This is a genomic window from Actinosynnema sp. NPDC023587 (assembly GCF_040640215.1).
In the GTDB taxonomy this organism is placed as follows: domain Bacteria; phylum Actinomycetota; class Actinomycetes; order Mycobacteriales; family Pseudonocardiaceae; genus Actinosynnema.
Window position 1 is genome coordinate 962,810 of sequence record NZ_JBFABG010000001.1, and the last position, 19,257, is coordinate 982,066.

Below are 19,257 nucleotides of genomic sequence, written 5' to 3' on the forward strand. Positions count from 1 at the left end.
ATGGCTGCTCCGACGATGGACCGACCGACCTCCGACGCGAGCGCCCCGGTGCAGACGCTGACCATCGCCAAGGCCATCAACAACGGCCTGCGCGCGGCGATGGAAGCCGACCCGAAGGTCCTCGTGATGGGCGAGGACGTCGGCAAGCTCGGCGGCGTCTTCCGGATCACCGACGGCCTCCAGAAGGACTTCGGCGAGCAACGGGTGCTGGACACCCCGCTGTCCGAGTCCGGGATCATCGGCACCGCCGTGGGCCTCGCGATCCGGGGCTACCGACCGGTGTGCGAGATCCAGTTCGAGGGCTTCATCTTCCCCGGCTTCGACCAGATCGTCAGCCAGGTCGCCAAGCTGCACTACCGCACCCAGGGCAGGCTCAAGCTGCCGATGGTGATCCGGGTGCCCTTCGGCGGCGGCATCGGCGCGGTCGAGCACCACTCCGACTCGCCCGAGTCGTACTTCGCGCACACCGCCGGCCTCAAGGTCGTGTCGTGCTCGAACCCGGCCGACGCCTACTGGATGATCCAGCAGGCGATCGACTCCGACGACCCGGTGCTGTTCTTCGAGCCCAAGCGGCGCTACTACGAGAAGGGCGAGGTCGACACGACCGCCGCCCCCCTGCCGCTGCACTCGTCCCGCGTGCTGCGCACCGGCACGGACGCCACGCTCGTCGCGTACGGCCCGATGGTCCGGGTCTCGCTCGACGCCGCCGCTGCGGCGGCCGAGGAGGGGCGCTCGCTGGAGGTCGTCGACCTGCGCACGCTGTCCCCGCTGGACCTCGCGCCGGTGTACGACTCGGTGCGGCGGACCGGCCGGCTGGTCGTGGTGTCCGAAGCGCCCGGCGAGGCGTCCATCGCCGGCGAGATCGCGGCCAAGGTGCAGCAGGAGTGCTTCTACTCGCTGGAAGCGCCCGTGCTGAGGGTGACCGGTTTCGACACGCCGTACCCGCCGTCGAAGTTGGAGGAGGAATTCCTCCCCGACCTCGACCGGGTGCTGCACGCCGTAGACCGCTCGCTGGCCTGGTAAGGGGACCGCCGGAATGCCGCAGTTCAAACAATTCCCCCTGCCCGACACGGCGGAGGGGCTGACCGAGGCCGAGATCCTGACCTGGCACGTGGGTCCGGGCGACGCGGTCAAGGTCAACGACATCATCGTGGAGATCGAGACCGCCAAGGCGGCGGTCGAGCTGCCGTGCCCGTGGGACGGCGTGGTGACCGAGCTGCTGGTGCAGGTGGGCCAGACGGTCGAGGTCGGCATCCCGATCATCACCATCGACGTGGACCCGTCCGGCACCGCCGCGCCGGCCGCGCCGGAGACCAACGGCGTGGCCGCGAAGCCCGCCGAGGGCGAGGGCCGGGTGGCGAACCTGGTCGGGTACGGCCCGAAGTCCGGTCCGGCCAAGCGCCGGGCCCGCACGGGTGCGCCCACTGCGCCCACTGCGGCTACCGCGCCCACTGCGCCCACTGCGCCATCGTCGGTCGCCGTGGCCCCGCCGCCCCCGGCTCCCGTCGCGCCGACTCCGGTCGCGCCGGTCGCGCCGGTTCCGGTGGCCGCGCCGGGCGGGTACGTGCCGCTGGCCAAGCCCCCGGTCCGCAAGCTGGCCAAGGACCTGGGCGTGGACCTGACCGGCCTGACCGGCAGCGGTCCGGGTGGCGTGATCACCCGGGAGGACGTGGAGCGGGCGCTCACCGCTCCCGCGCCGGCAGCGCCCGCCGCCGTCGTCGTCGCGAGTCACGACGCCGGCACGCGCGAACGCCGGGTGCCGATCAAGGGCGTCCGCAAGGCGACCGCGCAGGCGATGGTCGACAGCGCGTTCACCGCGCCGCACGTGACGGAGTTCCTCACCATCGACGTGACGCCGATGATGGAACTCCGCGCCCGCCTCAAGGGCAGCCCGCAGTTCCGCGACGTCAAGCTCACCCCGCTGGCGTTCGCGGCCAAGGCCGTGGTGCTGGCGGCCCGCCGCACGCCCGACGTGAACGCCTCGTGGGACGCGGCGGCCGGCGAGATCGTCTACAAGGACTACGTGCACCTGGGCATCGCGGCGGCCACGCCGCGCGGCCTGGTCGTGCCCAAGGTCCGGGACGCGGACCGGATGTCGTTGCGGGAGCTGGCGATCGCGCTGGACGGCCTGGCGACGGTGGCCCGGGACGGCAAGACGTCCCCGGCGGACATGGTGAACGGGACCTTCACCATCACCAACGTCGGCGTGTTCGGCGTCGACACCGGGACCCCGATCATCAACCCCGGGGAGTCGGCGATCCTCGCCCTGGGCGCGATCCGCGACATGCCGTGGGTGGTCGACGGCCAGGTCGTGCCGCGCAAGGTGTGCCAGTTGGCCCTCAGCTTCGACCACCGCGTGGTCGACGGCCAGCAGGGCTCGCAGTTCCTGGCCGACGTGGGCGCACTGCTGGCCGACCCGGGCGTCGCCCTGACCTACTGATCTGCCGATTTTCGACCCACTGATCTGCTGCTGATCCGCCGAGAGATCCGCTCGGGACGCCGGGTGCCTTCGGGTGCCCGGCGTTCTTCGTGCGCCCCGAACTCGTGCCCGAAGTGCGGTGCTGTCGGATCATCGGCGGAAAAGGGGTTGAAGTTCCAGTGACTGGAGAGTTCAAGGTGGTCCCCGTGACGCACTACTCCATCGGCCAACTGGCGCGGCTGACCGGCTTGTCCACCAGGACGATCCGGTTCTACTCCGACTCCGGTCTGATCCCGGTCGCGGGACGGACGGCGGGCGGGTTCCGCACCTACGACGTCGACGGGCTGGCGCGTCTCAAGCTCGTGCGGACCCTGCGCGACCTGGGCGTGGACCTGCCCACCGCGCAACGGGTGCTGGCACGGGAGGTGTCCGTGGCCGAGGTGGCCCGGACGCACGCGGAGGCCATCGACGCGCAACTGCGCACGCTCCGGCTGCGCCGGGCCGTGCTGCGCGTCGTGGCCCGGAACGGGGAGGTGGAGGCGGTGCACGAATTGGCGAGGCTGTCCGAGGAGGAGCGCCAGGCGATCCTGGACGACTTCTTCGACGAGGTCTTCGGCGGTCTGGACATGGAGCCGGGTTTCCGCGACCGGATGCGGTCGGTGCGGGTGGAGCTGCCGGACGACCCGACGGCGGAGCAGTTGGAGGCGTGGGTCGAGCTGGCGAACCTGGTCCGCGACCCGGACTTCCGGGCGTCGATCCGCCGGATGTCGGAGCGCCACCAGGAGCTGCGCGCGGAGGGCGTGGACATGTCCGCACCCGGGCCGGAGCAGATGGCGGTGTTCCAGTACGCGATGGACCAGGCCGCCGAGGCCCTCGCGGCCGGCGTCGATCCCGGCGGTGCCGACGCGGCGCAGGTCGTGGCCCGGATCGACGCGCGGTGGCACGACGTCCCGAACCCGCCCGCCGGCCAGGAGCTGACCCGCTGGCTGGGCGAGTTCGGCGACCCGAGGTCGGAGCGCTACTGGATCCTGCTGGCGATCATCAACGGCTGGCCCCCGGTGCCCGACACGTCGGCGCAGCGGAGGTGGCTGGCCACGGCGGTCCGCTGAGGCTCAGGCCAGGACCAGGCAGAACGGGTGCCCGGCGGGATCGGCGAACACCCACCACCCGGTGGGCGAGTCGTCCAGCAGGGCACCACCCAACCGCAGGACCTCGGCCCCACCCGGGCCGAGGTCCCGCACGGCGATGTCGAGGTGGAACTGCTGCGGCCGTGCCGGGTCGGGCCAGGTCGGCGGCACGTAGTCGGCGACGCGCTGGAAGGCCAGCACCCCGTTGGCCGTGTGCAGGGTCGACCAGTCGTCGTCCAACGACCACCCGCGCCCGGGAACGTCCACCTCGCCCCCGAGCAACCCCCGGTAGAACTCGGCCAACGCCCGTGGCTCCGGGCAGTCCAGCACGACGCACTGCAACGTCCCGATCATGCACCCGACTCTAACGAGGCTCCGCTACCCGGCCGGAACGCCGGAGGAGATCAACTCACCTGATGTGCATGCCCGAGATCGCCCGAGCCACCACCAAGCGCTGGATCTCGCTCGTCCCCTCGAAGATGGTGAAGATCTTCGCGTCCCGGTGCATCCGCTCGACCGGGTGCTCCCGCGTGTAGCCCGCCCCGCCGAGGATGTGGATGGCGCGCTCGGTCGCCCACACCGACACCTCGCCCGCCTTGAGCTTGGACATCGAGCCCTCGCCCGCCGTGAACGGCACGTTGGTGCGCCCCATCCACGCCGCCCGCCACACCAGCAGCCGGGCCGCGTCGATCTCCATCCTCATGTTCGCCAGGTCGAACGCGATCGACTGGTTCTCGATGATCTTCCGCCCGAACGCCTCGCGGTCCTTCGCGTACTCCAGCGAGTACTCGTACGCCGCGCGCGCCACGCCGATCGCCATCGCGCCGACCGTCGGCCGGGTGGTCTCGAAGGTGGCCATGGCCGCCTGGCCGCCCGCCTTGCGCCCCTCCCGCGCCCGCGCCAGCCGCGCGTCCAGCTTCTCCCTGCCGCCCAGCAGGCAGCGGCCCGGTACGCGGACGTCGTCGAGGAACACGTCCGCCGTGTGCGAGGCCCGCATGCCGTGCTTCCTGATCTTCCCCGGCGACGACAGGCCCTTCGTGCCCGGCGGCACGACGAACCCGGCCTGGCCGCGCGACCCGAGCGCCGGATCGACCACGGCGGTCACGACGTGCACGTTCGCGATGCCCCCGTTGGTGGCCCACGCCTTCTGGCCGTTGAGCACCCACTCGTCCGCGGCCTCGTCGTACACCGCGCGGGTGCGGTAGCCCGCGACGTCCGACCCGGCCTGCGGCTCGGACGCGCAGAACGCGGCCAGCTTCGGCTCGTCCGCCGTGCCGAAGCACTCGGGCACCCACTCGGCCAACTGCTCCGGCGCGCCGGAGGCGAAGATGCCCGCCGCCGCCAGGCCGGTGCCCATCAGCGCCAGCGCGATGCCGGCGTCACCCCAGAACAGCTCCTCGGTGGCGATCGGCAGCGACAGGCCGACCGGGTCGGCGAACCAGGTGGCCAGCGCCTCGAACCCGTACAGGCCGATCTTCGCGGCCTCCCGGATCACCGGCCACGGGGTCTCCTCCCGCTCGTCCCACTCGGCCGCCGCAGGGCGGATGACCTCCTTCGCGAAGCCGTGCACCCACTTCCGGAGGTCTGCCTGGTCCTCGTTCAGCTCCAGCGAAAAGCCGCCCATGTGATCCTCACGCCTTCGGGATGTCTGACAGGCTCGTGCACCCGATCGGGTCGAACGCGACCACCGCGCGCGACTCGCGGGTGGCACCCTCGTCGACAGTGGACGCCGCGTCCTCGATGATCACCTCGTGCAGCTCCCGGCCCCCGTGCCTACTCGCAGGTAAGATTACTGATGAGTAGATAGTGCGGCAAGGGGTCCGTTAACCTCTGTCCCGGCCTTGGAGGGGTGATGCACGCAGAGCAACCGGTCCGCACCGGCCGAGCCAAGCGGCTGCCGCGCGCGGTGCGCGAGCGGCAGATCACGGACGCGGCCGTGGACGTCTTCTCGCGCCTCGGTTTCCACGCCGCGTCGATGGACGAGATCTCCGAGGTCGCGGGGATCTCCAAACCCATGCTGTACGCCTACCTGGGTTCCAAGGAGGAGCTCTTCGCCACCTGCATCCGGCGCGAGGCCACCCGCATGATGGCGGCCATCGCCGACGGCGTGGAGACCGACCAGCCGCCGGACGTGCAGTTGTGGAGCGGCCTGCGGGCGTTCTTCGGGTTCGTCGGCGGCAACCGGCCGAGCTGGCAGGTGCTGCACCGCCAGGCGTCCTCGCAGGGCGGGCCGTTCGCCGAGGAGCTGGCCGACCTGCGCGGCCGGGCGATCGGCCTGGTGGCGACGCTGCTGGTGCGCTCCGGCGAGTTTCCCGACGTCCCGCGCGCGGGCGACAAGGAGGCCGAGTCGCTGGCCGCCGCCCTGGTCGGTGCCGGCGAGTCGCTGGCCGACTGGTGGCTGGACAACCCCGAGGAGCCCGCCGGCGTGGTCGCGGCCCGGCTGATGAACCTGGTGTGGATGGGCTTCGGCGACCTGGTCGCGGGTCACGTCTGGCACCCGCCGTCGCGCCGCGCGCCCGGGACGGCGGAGCAGGACTAGCCAAGCCGCGCAGCATGGCCTTCCAGGTGCGGGCGGTCCAGGTAGCCGAACGCGCGGTCTGCTGGTCGTGCTCCTGGTGGCGGGGTCGGGCTAGCTCAGCAACACCCAGGTCGCGGTGCAGCGGACCGTCACGACGATCTGCTGCGCCGCCAGGTTCAGCTCGTCCATCCGGGGCGCGTCGCCGACCGAACCGCCGTAGGCGGCCATCGCCCGGCCCGCCGACGCCTCGGCCGCCCACGTCTCGCCGTCACCGTCGGAGAGGCGCAGCAGCGAGCCCAGGCGCGCGCCCAGCGCGTCCGCGTACCCCTCGGCCCGCCGGCGGTTGTCCGCCACGGCCTCCCGCTGCGCCTCGCGGATCGCGTCGGCGTCGTCGGCGAGCTGCCAGCTAGGTCCGTTGAGCCACGTCGGCTCGGCGGCGACCAGTGCGGCCAGCAGGTCGTCGAGCTGGGTCAGGTCGTCGACCCGCAGCACGTACTGCTGTGCCGCGCGACTGCCCGCCCGCTGCTGCCCGTCCCAGTTGTCGTGCACGTTGAGCTGTCGCGACCGCACCTCGACGCCCGCTCGCTCCAGCACCGGTTCGACCGAGGCGACGCGCCTGGTCAGCAGGTCCACCGCCTCGTTGCGGGTCGTGCCCACGGTCTCGAAGTTCACCTGCACCTCGGCCCGGTCGGCGGTGCGCTCAACCTTGCCGGTGCCCTTGGTCACGACTTCAGCCACGTGGACCAGCCAACCCGCCCACCGGCCTATCCGCAACGATATGCAAATCTAGCTAATTAACTAGACAGCCTGATACGACGTGACTCGCGCCGAGTATTGGATCTGCCCTAGACACCTCGATACCGTCCGAGGATGGACCCGGTCCGCAACCCGTTCGCCCCCGGCGCGGGGCAGCGCCCGCCCGAGCTCGCCGGTCGGGACAAGGAACTCGCCGCGTTCGACGTCGTCCTGGAACGGGTGGCGCGCGGCCGTCCCGAGCGCAGCCTGGTGCTCACCGGCCTGCGCGGCGTGGGCAAGACCGTGCTGCTCGGTGAACTCCGGTCGATGGCGGTCAAGCGCGGGTGGGGCGCGGGCAAGATCGAGGCGCGGCCGGACGCGGGGCTGCGGCGGCCGTTGTCCGCCGCGCTGCACCGGGCGATCCGGGACCTGGCCGTGCGGCACCGCGCGCCGGACCGGGTGGAGTCCGTGCTGGGCGTGCTGAAGGCGTTCGCGCTGCGCGCCAACCCGGACGACGCGAAGCTGCGCGACCGGTGGCAGCCGGGCATCGACGTGCCCGCCGCGCGGGGTCGGGCGGACTCCGGGGACATCGAGATCGACCTGGTCGAGCTGTTCACCGAGGTCGCGGAGCTGGCGCAGGACGTGGGCACCGGGGTCGCGCTGCTCGTCGACGAGATGCAGGACGTGCCGGCGGACGACATCTCGGCGCTGTGCGCGGCGTGCCACGAGCTGTCCCAGTCCGGCGCGCCGCTGGTCGTGGTCGGGGCGGGGCTGCCGCACCTGCCGGCCGTGCTCTCGGCGTCGAAGTCGTACTCCGAGCGGCTGTTCCGGTACGTGCGGATCGACCGGCTGTCCCGGGAGGACGCCGACCGGGCGGTGCTCGCGCCGGTGGAGCGCGAGGAGGCGGGCATCGCGGACGAGGCGCTGGACGCGCTCTTCGACGCCTCCGGCGGCTACCCGTACTTCATCCAGGCGTACGGCAAGGCCGCGTGGGACGCCGCGCCGGCCGACCCGATCACGCCGGTGGACGTGGCGGTGGCCGCGCCGGAGGCGGACGTGGAGCTCGCGGTCGGGTTCTTCGGGTCGCGGTACGAGCGGGCCACGCCCGCCGAGCGGGAGTACCTGCGGTCGATGGCGGAGCTGACGGACGGCAAGGACGCGGGCGTGAACACCGCGCAGGTCGCCGAGCACCTCGGGCGCAAGCCGTCGTCACTGTCGCCCGCGCGGGACAGCCTCATCAAGAAAGGCCTGGTCTACAGCGCGGAACGCGGGCAGATCGCGTTCACCGTGCCGCACTTCGGGCGCTTCCTGCTCGGGCGCGAGGACTGATCCCCGGCCCTGGGGAGCGCCCCGGCGTCGGGCCGGGGGAGCTGTTGGTGAGCTGTCCGGTCCAGGTAGGTGTCTGTCAGGCGAATCGTAGGGACTTTTCCGGTGGATGCCGGTGATTCATCGGTATGTGCCCCACCTCACCGGACAAACGGGTGCTTTTGCGGGCGGCAGGGTGCATACTTGAGGCACACCACCGAGAGACACCGCTGAGAGGGATGAACCCCCCATGAACTTCACTGCGAAGCTCCGCGCTCGTCGTGTCGAGGCTCGCAACCGCAAGGCTGTCGCCCGCGCGATCGAGATGGCACCGACCCCGGCCATGCGACACGAGCTGATGGCGATCGCCCAGTCCCAGGTGACCTCCCTCCGCTAAGACCTCCGCGTCGAGACGGCAACCCGATCGACACCGGGTACACGCCCCGCTGTCTCGCGCGTTCAGGCGAAGGGGAACGTCGAAGGCCCTGCCGCACCTCCCGCGCGACAGGGCCTTCGACTACTGTCGAGACATTTGAAACGTGATCTGTGTCACACTCGATAGGGGGTGTAACAGTCCACGATCGTGTCTCGATGTTCCTGGTGACCCCGCGATGCTGTCGGACCCCCGACCTGGCAGCACCGCGGGGTTTCCGCTATCTCCCCCGACTGCTCTCTCAGGACATGTCCGGACTACTTGGACGTGGCAGAGCCGGTCCAGGTGTCGTCCTGTCTACGGGCACGCCTCATCATCACTATCCCCCTGAATGTGTCTTGTCCCCCATGGACACCACCCATGGTGCCACCGGGGTACGACAGTTTTTTGAGGGTTTGCTGAGAGCATGGGCCGATGAGCCGTCCGCTCCTGGTGGTTGACGCCGCAAATGTCGTCGGATCCGTTCCCGACGGGTGGTGGCGCGACCGCGCCGGAGCGGCGTCAAAATTGCGGAACGCCCTGGTAGAAGTGGGTGAGCGGGGCCTGTCCGGGTTCGCCGAGGGACCGCTGGAAGTGGTCCTGGTGGTGGAAGGCGAAGCCCGCCACGTGCAGTCGATACCCGGCGTCCGTGTGGTCTCCGCCACGTCCTCCGGAGACGACGCGGTGGTCGACGTGGTCCGCTCCGAAGCCCCCAACCGCACGACTGCGGTCGTCACCGCCGACCGCGAACTCCGCCGCCGCGTCACCGAACTCGGGGCGTCCGTCCTCGGTCCGCGCTCGGTGCGCTGAGCCCCGTAGCGCCCTTGTTCTCCGGAAAACCGGCCGGTCCGTTCGGAAGAAGTCCGAGAGCGCGCACTCGCCGCACCCGCCGACCGTCCGGCGACGGACGTGCAACGGCCCCGGCCCTCGCACCGACTTCGGCATCGCGCAGAAAACGCGACCGACAGAACCACTTTGCGGCCGGTCTGCCGGTCGGGCTCGCGGAGTTCCTCCAGAGCTGCGGTGGTCCACTCGATCTCATACGCCACGGTTCAGGCGACACCGAACTCGGCGAGCACCTCGTGGTGCGGGACGCGTGGTCCGGCAGAGGTCGTCGTGTAAAGCAGGAACTGCACCGCGACGCGGCCAGCGCGGAGATCCAGGCATGGTGAGGCAGCCGGCCGGCTGGGCCATCTCCGACTCGCGCGAGGTCCGGGTCTGGTCGGCTCGCTTCGGCGCGTGTGAGCGTCCACATCCTGGATCGCGAAATACCAGACCTCGGGCCTCGTGTTGACTCCCGACGTGACGACCGCTCCACGCCGCCGTGCCCGTGTCCGCGCTCCTGAACTGGTCGGTCGCGGCTGGCTGAACACCGGTGATCGCGAGATCCGGCTCAAAGACCTGCGCGGCAAGATCGTGCTGCTCGACTTCTGGACCTTCTGCTGCATCAACTGCCTGCACGTCCTGGACGAGCTGCGCCCCCTCGAAGCCGAGTACCCGGACGTCCTGGTCACGATCGGCGTCCACTCGCCGAAGTTCGTCCACGAGGCCGATCCCGACGCGCTCGAAGCGGCCGTGGAGCGGTACGAGGTGCACCACCCCGTCCTGGACGACCCCGAGCTCACCACCTGGCAGAACTACGCCGTCAAGGCGTGGCCGACGCTCGTCGTGGTCGACCCCGAGGGTTACGTCGTGCACGTCGCCGCCGGTGAGGGGCACGTCGACGCCCTGCGCCAGATCGTCGCCGAGCTGGTCGCCGAGCACGACGCCAAGGGCACCCTGCACCGGGGCGACGGTCCGTACGTCCCGCCCGCCCCGGCCGGCACCGAGCTCCGCTTCCCGGCCAAGGCGGTGCCGACCCCGCGCGACACGCTGCTGGTCAGCGATTCCGCCCACCACGCGCTGGTCGAGCTCGACCTGGACGGCGAGACCGTCCTGCGCCGCATCGGCACGGGCGAGCGGGGCCGCCGGGACGGCCTCGAACCCACCTTCTCCGAACCGGCGGGCCTCGCGCTGCTGCCCGCCGACGTCGCCGAGCGGGTCGGCTACCACGTGGTGGTCGCCGACACGGTCAACCACCTGCTCCGGGGCCTGAACCTGGACACCGGCGAGGTCACCACCGTCGCGGGCACCGGCGAGCAGTGGCGGGACGGCGGGACCGACGGCCCGGCGACCGGGATCGACCTCACCAGCCCGTGGGACGTGGCCTGGTGGGAACCCGCGCGGGGGGTCGTGATCGCGCTCGCGGGCAACCACACGCTCGGCCTGTTCAAGCCCCTGGAGAACCGCCTCGAACGGCTCGCGGGCACCACCGTCGAGGGGCTGGCCGACGGCCCGTTCGACGAAGCGTTCTTCGCGCAGACCTCGGGCCTGGCCGCAGCCGGCGACCGGCTGTGGCTGGTCGACTCCGAGACCTCGGCCCTGCGCTACCTGGAGGACGGCCGGGTCCGCACCGCCGTCGGCAAGGGCCTGTTCGACTTCGGCCACCGCGACGGCGACGCCGACCAGGCGCTCCTCCAGCACCCGCTGGGCGTGGCGGTGCTGCCGGACGGCTCGGTGGCCGTCGCGGACACCTACAACGGCGCGATCCGCCGCTACGACCCGGCCACCGGCGAGGTCGGCACGCTCGCCACGGATCTCGCCGAACCGTCCGACGTGCTGTTCGTGGCCGGGGAACTGGTCGTCGTGGCCTCGGCCGCGCACCGCCTGGAACGGCCCGTCGCCCCCGGTACCCGGGTGCTCGGCGAGGCGCACCGGGTGCGCCGCCCGCCGACCGTGCTGGCCCCCGGCGAGCTGGAGCTGAGCGTGGTGTTCACGCCTCCCGCCGGCACGAAGCTGGACGACCGCCACGGCCCGTCGACCCGCCTGGAGGTCACCAGCTCGCCACCGGAGCTGCTGGCCGCCGGCGCGGGCGTGGGCACCGACCTGACCAGGGCGCTGCGCCTCGCGGAGGGGTTCGCCGAAGGGGTGCTGCACGTCGTGGCGCAGGCCGCGAGTTGCACCGACGACCCGTCCGTCGAGCACCCGGTGTGCAAGCTCACCCGTCAGGACTGGGGCGTGCCGGTCCGCATCAGTGCGGACGGCCCTCACCGGCTGCCCCTGCTGATGGGCGGGCTGGACGAGAGCGTCCGGGGGGGCACGTAGACTCTGCTGGTGCCCGATGTCAAGCTTGAGATCCAGATGCTGCATGACCGCGTCATGGTGCGGATCTCGCCGGAGGACGGTGAGCGCCGCAGCAGCGGCGGCATCGTGATCCCGGCGACCGCCCAGATGGCCAAGCGTCTGGCCTGGGGTGACGTCCACGGCGTCGGTACGAACGTGCGACACGTGAAGGTGGGCGACCGGGTGCTGTTCAACCCGGAGGACCAGTACGAGGTCGAGGTGCAGGGCGCGGCCTACCTGGTGCTGCGGGAACGGGACGTGCACGCGATCGCGAGCGAGCGGTCGGACCACGGGACCGGCCTCTACCTCTGAACCACCGAGAAGTGATCGACGCGTGACGCCGGTCGGGTAAGCAGTCCCGGGAACTTGCGGAGAGGCAAGAGGGGGAGCGGTGCCGGAGAACCAGCGACCGGAGTACGACGCTGAGCGGACGAGGGCCTTCGAGCCCGTCCGCCCGTCGGGCACCGCCTCGGAGCGCACGACGCAGATCTCCGCGTCCTCGGTCCAGGAGGCGGCCTGGCCGACCGAGGAGGCGTGGCCGCAGGAGGAGCCGGACGAGCCGGCCGCCGCCCCGACGGTGCGCAACGTGCCGTCTTCGGAGGCGGCGCGGACCCCGCCCGAGGACGCCACGCGCTCCCCCGAGCCCCAGTCCGACGCGATCACGCACAAGCTGACCCCGCCCGCCGACCCCGCCCGTGCCGCAGAAGCCGCGCGTCCGACCGAGCAGGCCCGCCCCACCGAGCAGGCCCGCCCCACCGAGCAGGCCCGCCCCACGGTGCCGTCCGCCGAGGAGACCCGCGCGATCCCGGTCGACGCGACCCGCGCGTTCGCGGCCGACAACCCGCGCTCCCCGTCGTCCTCGGAGGAGACCACGGTCTTCGCCACGCCGGTGTCCGTGCCCGAGGCCGCCCCCGAGGCGACCGTGCTCGGCCCGGTGATGGTGGACGAGGAGACCACCGCCGAGGAGACCGACCAGCGCCGCCGGAACCGCCGGAAGCTGCTCCTCGTCGCCGCCGGCGTGGTCGGCCTCCTCGCCGTCCTCTACGGCGCGGACATCGCGCTGTCCAGCGGGAACGTGCCGCGCGGCGTGACCGTGGCGGGCGTGGACGTCGGCGGTCTGAGCCACGGCAGCGCCGAGCAGAAGCTCCGCGACCAGATCGGCCCGCGCCTGGCCCAGCCGGTGCGGACCCAGGCGGGCGACGTGGCCACCGAGTTCGACCCGGAGGCCGCCGGCCTGGAGCTCGACTGGAACGCCACGCTGGACCGCGCCGGCGATCAGCCGCTGTCCCCGATCACCCGGGTGACGTCGTTCTTCACCTCCCGCGAGGTCGGCATCGCGACCCGCAGCGACAGCGGCAAGCTGACCGTCGCGCTGGAGGCGCTGCGCGCCACCACCGATCACGACCCCGCCGAGGGCACCATCCGGTTCGAGGGCGCGAGCCCGGTGGCCGTGGACCCGAGGCAGGGCCAGAAGCTGGACGTGCCGGCCGCGTCGGAGAAGCTGCTGGGGGCCTGGGCGGACGGCGGCACGATCGACCTGCCGGTCGACACGACCCCGGTCAAGACCACGAAGGAAGGCGTCCTGAAGGCGCTGGACGAGGTCGCCAAGCCCGCCGTGGCCTCGCCGGTCGTCATCAAGGGCGAGGGCAAGGACGCGACCCTCACGCCCGAGCAGCTCGCCACGACGCTGGTGTTCGAGCCCGCCGAGGACGGCGGGCTGACCTCGAAGGTCGACAACAACAAGGTGGTCGAGGCGGCCGGCCCGCAGCTCAAGGACACCGAGAAGGAGGGCAAGGACGCCGAGATCGTGTTCGACGGCGGCCGGCCCACCGTGAAGGAGTCCGTGGACGGCCTGGGCGTCGACTGGGACAAGTCCTTGGCGACCTTCCTGGACGTGCTCAAGAGCAAGGACCAGCGCGAGATCAAGGCGGAGTACAAGCACACGCCCGCCAAGGTCACCACCGAGCAGGCGAACAAGATGGGCATCAAGGAGGTCGTCGGCGAGTTCCAGACCGGGGGCTTCGCCGCCGACTCGGGCACCAACATCCGGGTGGTCGCGGAGAAGGTGAACGGCGCGATCGTGAAGCCGGGCGAGACGTTCTCGCTCAACGGCTACACCGGCCCGCGCGGCACCGCCCAGGGTTACGTCGACGCGGGCATCATCGAGAACGGCGCGCCGGGCCGCGCGGTCGGCGGCGGCATCTCGCAGTTCGCGACCACGCTGTACAACGCGGCCTACCACGCGGGCATGAAGGACGCGGGCCACAAGGAGCACAGCTACTGGATCTCGCGCTACCCGGCCGGCCGCGAGGCCACGGTGTTCATGGACGGCGCGGGCAACAGCCTGATCGACATCAAGTTCGCCAACCCGGACGACACGGGCATCGCGATCCAGACCATCTGGACGCCGTCCACGATCAAGATCGTCCTGTGGGGCACCAAGAACTACGACGTCTCGGGCTCCACCAGCGAGCAGACGGAATTCACCGACCCGAACGAGATCAAGAAGACGACCCAGCCGTGCGTGGCCAGTGCCGGCGCGCGGGGCTTCACCGTCACCGACACCCGGACCATCAAGGACCGCCGGACGGGCCAGTCCCGCTCGGAGACCCGCACGGTCCGCTACGACCCGTCGCCGAAGATCGTCTGCGAGGCACCCCCGCCCGCCGGCTAGCCGGCGGCACGCGAACCCCCGCACACCCACCGGTCCGGCTCGGGTTAGGGCTGGTCACGTTCGGGTAGTCACCCGTTCGTGAACGTGCATGAGGTGAGACGCCACCCGGCGGTGCAGGTCTTCGGCCGGGCGGGGATGGTGTGCTACGGGCTGGTGCACGTGTTGCTGGCCGTGTTGACCGCCCAGGTCGTGTTCGGCGACAGCGGCGAGCGGACCGACCAGAAGGGCGCGGTCGCGACGCTCGCGCAGACCGGGTTCGGGCCGGTGCTGCTCTGGGTCGTGGGAATCGGGTTGTTCGCGTTCGCCGCGTGGCAGCTCGTGATGGCCGTCTCCGGCTACCAGTGGGTGCCCGCCGGTCGCAAGCGGATCACCCGCCGGCTCGGGTCGGCGGGCCGCGCGATCACCGGGATCGCGATCGGCATCGCGGCCGTCGGCTACGCCGGCGGCAAGTCGCAGTCGGACTCCAACGAGCAACCGCAGTCGTGGACGGCGAAGGTGCTCGCGCTGCCGTGGGGGCAGGTCCTGGTCGGCATCGTGGCACTGGCCGTCATCGCGCTCGGTGTCGTCATCGCCCGCAAGGGCGTGAAGAAGGCGTTCGAGGACGACCTCGACATGTCCGACCTGCCCGTCGCCACCCGGAAGTGGGTCGAGCGGCTGGGCCGGATCGGGTGGATCGGCAAGGGCATCTCCTACGCCCTGATCGGTATCCTGGTCGGGTTCGCGGCGATCAACGCCGACCCGTCCCAGTCCGGCGGTCTGGACAAGGCGCTGCACACGCTGGCCGCACAGCCGTACGGCGTGGTCCTGCTGGCCGTGATCGCGTTGGGGTTCCTGGGTTTCGGCGCGTACTGCTTCGCCGCCGCCCGCGCGCACAAGGTGTGACGTGAAGCCGAAGGGCGGCACCCCCGACCGGGGGGTGCCGCCCTTCGCGCTGTCCGGTCAGAACGCGGCTTCGTCCACGTCCATCAGCGAGTTGTCCGTGGTCTCCGCGATCTTCCGGCGCGCCGAGAGCTCCGGCAGCACGGACCTGGCGAAGAACGACGCCACGGCCACCTTGCCCTCGTAGAAGGCCTTGTCCCGGGCGGACACCGGGCCGTCGAGCTTGGCCAGCGCCACCTCGGCCTGGCGCAGCAGCAGCCAGCCCACCAGCACGTCGCCCGCCGTCATCAGCAGCCGGACGGAGTTCTGGCCGACCTTGTACAGGTTGCGGACGTCCTCCTGCGACGTGGTCAGGTAGCCGACCAGCGCGCCGAGCATCCCCTGGAGGTCCTCCAGGCCCTGCTTGAGCAGCGCCCGCTCCTCCTTGAGCCGCCCGTTGCCGCCCTCGTTGTCGAGGAACGCCTGGATCTCGCCGCTCAGGAACCCGAGCGCCTGGCCCTTGTCCCGGATGATCTTGCGGAAGAAGAAGTCCAGCGACTGGATCGCGGTCGTGCCCTCGTACAGCGAGTCGATCTTGGAGTCCCGGATGTACTGCTCGACCGGGTACTCCTGGAGGAAGCCCGAGCCGCCCAGGGTCTGCAACGACTGCGCGAGCTGCTCGTAGGCCCGCTCCGAGCCGACGCCCTTGACGATCGGCAGCAGCAGGTCGTTGACCTTCTCGGCCAGCTCCCTGCCCTCGCCGCCCAGGGCGATCCGGTCCTGGAACGTCGCCGTGTACAGGTACACCGCGCGCAGGCCCTCGGCGTACGCCTTCTGGAGCATCAGCGAACGTCGCACGTCCGGGTGGTGGGTGATGGTCACGCGGGGCGCGGTCTTGTCCGTCATCCGGGTCAGGTCGGCGCTCTGCACCCGCTCCTTGGCGTAGGCCAGCGCGTTCAGGTAGCCGGTGGACAGGGTGCCGATGGCCTTGGTGCCGACCATCATCCGGGCGTACTCGATGACCTGGAACATCTGCGCGATGCCGTCGTGCACCTCGCCCAGCAGCCATCCCCGGGCGGGCACGCCGTGCTGGCCGAAGGTGAGCTCGCAGGTCGTGGAGACCTTGAGGCCCATCTTGTGCTCGACGTTGGTGACGAAAGCGCCGTTGCGCTCGCCGGTCGACTCGCCGGTCTCGGGGTCGAAGTGCCACTTGGGCACCAGGAACAGCGACAGGCCCTTGGTGCCGGGCCGCGCCTCGATGCCGGGGCCCTCGGGCCGGGCCAGCACCATGTGCATGATGTTCTCGGTCAGGTCCTGGTCACCCGAGGTGATGAACCGCTTCACCCCGTCGAGATGCCACGAGCCGTCCTCCTGGAGCACGGCCCTGGTGCGGCCCGCGCCCACGTCGGAGCCGGCGTCGGGCTCGGTGAGCACCATGGTGGCACCCCAGCCGCGCTCGATCATCAGCTCGGCCCACTTCTGCTGCGCCTCGGTGCCGTTGCGGTGGACGACCGTCGCGAAGCTGGGGCCCGCCAGGTACATGTAGACGGCCGGGTTCGCGCCCAGGATCAGCTCGGACGCCGCCCACTGCACCGAGGGCGGGATGCCGAAGCCGCCCAGCTCGACGGGCAGGGACAGGCGGTACCACTCGCCGTCCCACAGGGCCCGGTAGGACCGCTTGAAGGACTCGGGCAGCGTGGCCGAGTGCGTCTTCGGGTCGAACACCGGCGGGTTGCGGTCGGCGTCGGCGAAGGACTCGGCCAGCGGACCCACGGCGAGGTTGTTCAGCTCGGCGAGCACGCCGCGCGCGGTGTCCTCGTCCGCCTGCTCGAACGGCCCCGTGCCGAGGTGGTCCTGCACGTTGAAGACCTCGAACAGGTTGAATTCGAGGTCCCGGACGTTGCTCTTGTAGTGACCCATCTCGTCTCACTCCATGAAGGTCGGGGCTGTCCCCTACTGACCGGTAACAACAGGGTATTACCTGTCAGTAACCCGGGCAAGGGCGACTACCCCGTTGTGGCGCACCAGACGAGATCACGTCATGTTGCCGCTGAGGAGTCCTGCCTGGTAGGCGAGCGAAACGGCGTGCGTGCGGTCCCGCGCGCGGAGTTTGCGCAGGATGTTCTTCACGTGCGTCCGGACGGTCTCCACCGAGACGTACAGCTCGTTGGCCACGGCCTGGTTCTCCAGGCCGTCCGCGATGAGCTGGAGAACCTCGTACTCGCGCCGGGACAGCGCGCGGCGCGACCCGGCCTCGGCGGTCGGCGTGAAACCGGCGGCCAGCGGCGCGAGCGTCGGGTCCAGGTACATCCGCTCCTGGTGGCCGCGCACGATCGCCTGGAGCACCTCGCCGACCTCGCCGGCCCGGGGCACCATCCCGCGCACCCCCGCCGCCAGCGCGGTGCGCACGTACTTCGCGGTCCGGTGCGGCTCGCGGACCAGGGAGATCACCAGCAGTTGCGGGTCGTTGCCGACCAGCAGCGTCGCCAGGTGACCCTGCGGGTCGAGCACCGAGTCGACCAGCAGCACGTCCGGCCGCAGTCGTTCGTGCAGGCGGACGGCCGTGTTCAGGTGCCCGGTCGAGCCGAGCCAGTGCAGCCCCGGCGTTCGCCGCACGACGGCCGCGAGGCCCTCGCGGAACAGCGGGATGGGGTCCACCAGCGCGATTCCCGGCCCCGAGGCATGCCGACCTGCGCCCACCGGGGACGACGGACGCGCGTTGACACCGGTTCGCATGTGGGTAGGAGTCGCGAAACGCCTGGACGTGACGGAGGTTCACGGAAAAAACTTCAGGCGGGGCCGTGCGACGGGTCCGGGCCGTGCTCGCGTCCGACAGGGGCCTGCGCGGGACCGGGGACCGGGTAGTACTGTGTGTACTAATGATTAGTACACAAACTTTCGAGGGCGACCCGCTGTCCCTGGACCGGCAGGTCTGCTTCGCGCTCTCCGTCGCGTCCAGGAACGTGGTGGCCCTCTACCGGCCGCTGCTCGAACCCCTGGGACTCACCCACCCGCAGTACCTGGTCATGCTGGCGCTGTGGGGCGGTGAACCGCTGTCGGTGAAGGAGCTCGGCCGACTGCTCGCGCTGGAGCCGGCGACGCTGTCGCCACTGCTCAAGCGCCTGGAGTCGATCGGCTACGTGACGCGCGGGCGGGCGTCGTCGGACGAGCGGCAGTTGGCCGTGGCGCTGACCGAGGAAGGTGCGGCGTTGCGCGACCGCGCGTTGGCCATCCCACCGGCCGTGGTCGAGCGGCTGGGCATGACGTTGGCCGAGCTGGCCGACCTGCACCGGGTGCTGACCCGGGTGATCGGGGCGACCTCATGACCACGCCACCGGTGCTGCTGCGCGCCTGGTACCTGGTCGGGGGACGGCTGCCGGTGAAGTACCGCGAGTGGGTGTTCCGGCAGGCGACCAAGCCGACGTGGCTGGTGTGGTTCGTGGTGCGGGCGCTGGTCCAGGTCCTGCCGCTGACCGTGGTGATCACCCTGGGCCTGGTCTGGGGCCTGGGCTCCCCGTTCCCGCTGGCCGTCGCGTGCGGCTCGTTGGGGTTGGTGGTCGGGGTGTACTTCGCGGTGTCGTACGCGATCGAGTCCACCGACCACCGGATGACGAAGTACGGCTACCCGAGGGCAGCGGCCAGCACGTTCCGGAAGGAGCAGAACACCGACACCGACCGCGAGCGCGCGCGCCGGTACGACGAGGTGTGGCGGCAACAGGGCTGAGCGCGGAACCTCCGCCGCCCACTGCCCCACTACGGGGAGCGGTCTCTCGCGGGCAGGGCGAGCTTCAGGGTGCGCAGCAGCTCAAGCGCGTGCTTGCGCCCTTCCTTGTCCGCCTTCAACGACCACAGCGCCACAACTGCAACGAGAACAGCGCGCAGGAGAAGCAGGACGAGAGCGGTAACCGCGCCAGCGCCGCCGAGTTGAGCCAGCAGACCGATCATCCGAGCCACCTCCGGACACACTTCACCTGTCGTACGACAGGCTGTTTGTGTCGGACTAGCTCATTCGGTCTACTCCCTTCGGCGGGCTCTCGGCACTACGAC

19 protein-coding genes are annotated in these 19,257 nt (G+C 71.1%); 13 read left to right on the forward strand and 6 right to left on the reverse strand.

Annotated features, from left to right (window positions below; genetic code table 11):
• The 3 genes from AB0G01_RS04800 to AB0G01_RS04810 all read left to right on the forward strand — a co-directional run bounded on the left by AB0G01_RS04800 (position 1) and on the right by AB0G01_RS04810 (position 3,528).
• On the forward strand, positions 1–1,023 hold the full coding sequence (locus tag AB0G01_RS04800; protein WP_360939691.1) for an alpha-ketoacid dehydrogenase subunit beta: 1,023 nt from the start codon (positions 1–3) through the stop codon (positions 1,021–1,023).
• Positions 1,024–1,036: 13 nt separating this feature from the next.
• A complete protein-coding gene (locus AB0G01_RS04805; protein WP_360939693.1) occupies positions 1,037–2,440 on the forward strand; it encodes a dihydrolipoamide acetyltransferase family protein in 1,404 nt (467 codons plus the stop codon).
• Positions 2,441–2,625: 185 nt separating this feature from the next.
• Positions 2,626–3,528, forward strand: coding sequence for a MerR family transcriptional regulator (locus AB0G01_RS04810; protein WP_360939695.1), 903 nt, complete (start codon positions 2,626–2,628; stop codon positions 3,526–3,528).
• Positions 3,529–3,531: 3 nt separating this feature from the next.
• Here AB0G01_RS04810 and AB0G01_RS04815 read toward each other — a convergent pair whose 3' ends face one another.
• On the reverse strand, positions 3,532–3,900 hold the full coding sequence (locus AB0G01_RS04815; RefSeq protein WP_360939697.1) for a VOC family protein: 369 nt from the start codon (positions 3,898–3,900) through the stop codon (positions 3,532–3,534).
• A gap of 55 nt (positions 3,901–3,955) precedes the next feature.
• Positions 3,956–5,170, reverse strand: a complete 1,215-nt coding sequence (locus AB0G01_RS04820; protein ID WP_360939699.1) for an acyl-CoA dehydrogenase family protein — start codon at positions 5,168–5,170, stop codon at positions 3,956–3,958.
• A 228-nt stretch (positions 5,171–5,398) separates the two neighbouring features.
• Here AB0G01_RS04820 and AB0G01_RS04825 point away from each other — a divergent pair, with 228 nt between their 5' ends.
• Positions 5,399–6,085, forward strand: coding sequence for a TetR/AcrR family transcriptional regulator (locus AB0G01_RS04825; protein ID WP_360939701.1), 687 nt, complete (start codon positions 5,399–5,401; stop codon positions 6,083–6,085).
• Between the two features lie 90 nt (positions 6,086–6,175).
• On the opposite strand, the gene AB0G01_RS04830 is transcribed toward AB0G01_RS04825, so the two are convergent.
• On the reverse strand, positions 6,176–6,802 hold the full coding sequence (locus AB0G01_RS04830; RefSeq protein WP_360939703.1) for an SIMPL domain-containing protein: 627 nt from the start codon (positions 6,800–6,802) through the stop codon (positions 6,176–6,178).
• Positions 6,803–6,934: 132 nt separating this feature from the next.
• Here AB0G01_RS04830 and AB0G01_RS04835 point away from each other — a divergent pair, with 132 nt between their 5' ends.
• The 7 genes from AB0G01_RS04835 (at position 6,935) to AB0G01_RS04865 (ending at position 15,234) form a co-directional block, all read left to right on the forward strand.
• On the forward strand, positions 6,935–8,128 hold the full coding sequence (locus AB0G01_RS04835) for an ATP-binding protein (protein WP_360939705.1): 1,194 nt from the start codon (positions 6,935–6,937) through the stop codon (positions 8,126–8,128).
• A gap of 226 nt (positions 8,129–8,354) precedes the next feature.
• A complete protein-coding gene (locus AB0G01_RS04840) occupies positions 8,355–8,501 on the forward strand; it encodes a hypothetical protein (RefSeq protein ID WP_360939707.1) in 147 nt (48 codons plus the stop codon).
• 450 nt (positions 8,502–8,951) lie between these two features.
• A complete protein-coding gene (locus tag AB0G01_RS04845) occupies positions 8,952–9,326 on the forward strand; it encodes an NTP pyrophosphohydrolase (RefSeq protein WP_360939708.1) in 375 nt (124 codons plus the stop codon).
• Between the two features lie 492 nt (positions 9,327–9,818).
• Positions 9,819–11,660: an NHL domain-containing thioredoxin family protein gene (locus AB0G01_RS04850; protein WP_360939710.1), complete on the forward strand. Its 1,842-nt coding sequence runs from the start codon at positions 9,819–9,821 to the stop codon at positions 11,658–11,660.
• Positions 11,661–11,696: 36 nt separating this feature from the next.
• Positions 11,697–11,990 carry a co-chaperone GroES gene (locus tag AB0G01_RS04855; protein WP_360939880.1) on the forward strand — a complete coding sequence of 98 codons (294 nt, stop codon included), beginning with the start codon at positions 11,697–11,699 and terminating at the stop codon, positions 11,988–11,990.
• A 79-nt stretch (positions 11,991–12,069) separates the two neighbouring features.
• Complete coding sequence (locus AB0G01_RS04860) at positions 12,070–14,352, forward strand: VanW family protein (RefSeq protein WP_360939712.1); 2,283 nt, start codon at positions 12,070–12,072, stop codon at positions 14,350–14,352.
• Positions 14,353–14,445: 93 nt separating this feature from the next.
• Positions 14,446–15,234: a DUF1206 domain-containing protein gene (locus AB0G01_RS04865; protein WP_360939714.1), complete on the forward strand. Its 789-nt coding sequence runs from the start codon at positions 14,446–14,448 to the stop codon at positions 15,232–15,234.
• A gap of 57 nt (positions 15,235–15,291) precedes the next feature.
• On the opposite strand, the gene AB0G01_RS04870 is transcribed toward AB0G01_RS04865, so the two are convergent.
• Together AB0G01_RS04870 and AB0G01_RS04875 are read right to left on the reverse strand one after the other, a co-directional pair.
• A complete protein-coding gene (locus AB0G01_RS04870) occupies positions 15,292–17,130 on the reverse strand; it encodes an acyl-CoA dehydrogenase (RefSeq protein ID WP_360939716.1) in 1,839 nt (612 codons plus the stop codon).
• A gap of 114 nt (positions 17,131–17,244) precedes the next feature.
• Positions 17,245–17,868, reverse strand: coding sequence for a response regulator transcription factor (locus AB0G01_RS04875; protein WP_360939718.1), 624 nt, complete (start codon positions 17,866–17,868; stop codon positions 17,245–17,247).
• A gap of 221 nt (positions 17,869–18,089) precedes the next feature.
• On the opposite strand from AB0G01_RS04875, the gene AB0G01_RS04880 reads away from it, so the two are divergent.
• Together AB0G01_RS04880 and AB0G01_RS04885 are read left to right on the forward strand one after the other, a co-directional pair.
• On the forward strand, positions 18,090–18,536 hold the full coding sequence (locus AB0G01_RS04880) for a MarR family transcriptional regulator (RefSeq protein WP_360939720.1): 447 nt from the start codon (positions 18,090–18,092) through the stop codon (positions 18,534–18,536).
• Entirely contained in the window at positions 18,533–18,934 is a 402-nt protein-coding gene (locus AB0G01_RS04885; protein ID WP_360939722.1) for a DUF5313 family protein, read from the forward strand. The genes AB0G01_RS04880 and AB0G01_RS04885 overlap by 4 nt, the downstream gene beginning before the upstream one ends.
• Positions 18,935–18,963: 29 nt before the next feature.
• Here the strand turns inward: AB0G01_RS04885 and AB0G01_RS04890 are convergent, their stop codons facing one another.
• On the reverse strand, positions 18,964–19,155 hold the full coding sequence (locus AB0G01_RS04890; protein ID WP_360939724.1) for a hypothetical protein: 192 nt from the start codon (positions 19,153–19,155) through the stop codon (positions 18,964–18,966).
• Positions 19,156–19,257 lie beyond the last annotated feature (102 nt).